Annotated in this window: 2 protein-coding genes; both read left to right on the top strand. The window is 64.1% G+C overall.

The window, feature by feature from the left end:
* A partial coding sequence (locus tag EOM25_14165; protein ID NCC26319.1) for a glycosyltransferase occupies nt 1-1370 on the top strand: 1370 nt, incomplete at its 5' end.
* A 74-nt stretch (nt 1371-1444) separates the two neighbouring features.
* Nucleotides 1445-2254, top strand: an 810-nt coding sequence (locus EOM25_14160) for a Rossmann fold nucleotide-binding protein (protein ID NCC26318.1), incomplete at its 3' end; no start/stop codon positions are given.

Raw genomic sequence — 2254 nt, 5'->3', positions numbered from 1 at the left:
CCGCCCCCGGAGACCTGGCCCGGGTCCGGAACCGCTTCAGCCGTCGCATCTTCCCCATCACGTCCACCACGCACTCCCTGTCCCGGGCCGACTACGCCCGGGCCTTCCTTCATCAGCTCTGGAACGGAACGACCGCCCGGGACTGCATCGTGGCCACCTCCCGAGCCGCCGTCGACGTCGTCCGGACCCAGTTCGAGGAACTTCGCCAGGGCTATGGATTGGAATCCGGTCCGCCAAGCCCGGTCGTGGAGCATATTCCCCTGGGTCTGCCGGTCAGCGCCCTGATGCAGGACGAGTCATCGGCCCGTGATCGGATTCGTGATGCCCTCGGTGCTTCGCCGGGACACTGCCTCATCCTCGTTCTCGGACGAATTTCCCACCATTCCAAGATGGATATTCTGCCCCTGCTGCGGGCCCTGCGTCGGGTCGTGGCCCAGGGACTCGATCCGGGCAAGATCATGCTGGTCATCGCCGGATGGACCGAAGACAGGGACGACACGCCCGAAACCCTGCGTGTCCTGGCCCGTTCCCTGGGCCTGACCGCGACCATAATTCCCAGACCGTCCGAAACGGGCAAAAGGGAACTTTTGCAAGGGGTCGACATCTTCTGTTCCCTGGCCGACAATCTCCAGGAGACCTTCGGCCTGACCCTTTTGGAGGCCGGGGCCGCCGGCCTGCCGGTTCTGGCCTCGGACTTCGACGGCTACCGTGACCTCGTCGATCATGGCCGGACCGGGTTTCTCGTCCCCACCCTGGCCGCACCGGCCATGCCCGGCCTGGAGGCCCTGGCCCCCCTTCTGCCCGACAACCAGTATCACCTCGTCCAGGCCCAGGCCACTGTTGTCAGCGTTTCCCACCTGGCCTCTTGGCTGGCCGCCCTCGTGGCCGATCCGGGCCTGCGCAGGGCACTTGGCCGCCAGGCCAGAAAACGGGTCCAGGACGACTTTGCCTGGCCGCAGATCATTACCCGGCACCTTGACCTCTGGGACCGTCTGAACCGCTGCCCCGTTCCGGAACCCGATGCCCTGCGCGACGTCCCTCACCCCTCCCAGGTCCATTACGCGAGGGTTTTCGCCGGTTTTTCCACCAAGCCCCTGTCCGGCGACGATATCGTGCAATGGTCCGATCATGGCCGGGCCGTGTACCGGGGCCAGGACCACCCCGCCATGTACGCCGGCCTGGAGCCTTGGCTGAATCTCGACCAAGTCCGCCCCCTTCTGACCTTGGCCCACCGCCCTGTGATCGTGTCCACCCTCCTTGACCGCCTCGCTGGTATCGGCCTCGCCTCCGAGGCTGCCGCCTTTCTTCTCCACTGGGCCCTCAAACACGATCTGTTGGAACTCTGTGATGGTGTCGATCTCCGTTCTTGACGCACCCGACTGGATACGGGCATCCTGAGCCTCTATCGGCCAAACCCCCTGGAATCTTCAACCGAGCCCTGCCCATGACCATTGTCAAAAAAGCCCCTTTCGTCACCGGTGACGGCCAACTGGTGGAAGCCAGCGAGGTCCACTTCAACCAGGAGATCGGTGCCCCCCAGGTCTTTGGCACCATGCGTTTCGAACAGACCAGCGACACCCTCCGGGGGCTGGTCCGCGATTTGGGCGAACGGGCTCGGGCCGAGCACAAGTCCCTGGACTCCTTTTGCGCCATAAGCGGCCGGAGCGGGCACTCCCGCATCGGCATCGATGTCCAGTTCGCTGGCGACCAGACCCATGTGTCTGATCACGATCGGACCATCGAACTCCAGATCGTCATCACGGCCATGAACCGGGACCTCGGCGAATCCCTGGCCGAGCTTCGCGATCTCTCCCGCGCTCGGTCCGTTGACATCGGCCGCTTGTTCATCCCTCTCTCGGACCACCTCGGGAAATCCGAGGTCGAGGACGCTATCGCCCAGACCCGCCTGCTCATGCCCGAAGACTTTGAAGTCCAGAAGGACGGGACCATTGAAATCCCTCTGGACGATGTTCACTATGTTCTCTCCTCCCGACTGACCGGAATTCCTCGGAACTTTGCCGAGATGGTCATCCGCGGCAAGCACGGACTGAACCTCTTCCAACAGGAATCCCCGTCGGGACTGCCGGCCATCATGCGGCCCAGGGACTTCTTGGTCAGCGCCATCCGCATCTCCCTGGGCCCATTCACGGCCTTCATCCAGCGGGAACTCAACACGCCCGGGGTCCTCCACCTGGCTTCGCGGCTTTTGGACGGCATTCGGACCACCGGCATCCAGGTTCCCAGGCATGTCGAA

The sequence above is a fragment of the Deltaproteobacteria bacterium genome, assembly GCA_009929795.1.
GTDB lineage: Bacteria > Desulfobacterota > Desulfovibrionia > Desulfovibrionales > Desulfomicrobiaceae > RZZR01.
Note: the sequence above shows the minus strand (reverse complement) of the source record. Positions and strands in the feature narration are given on the sequence as shown.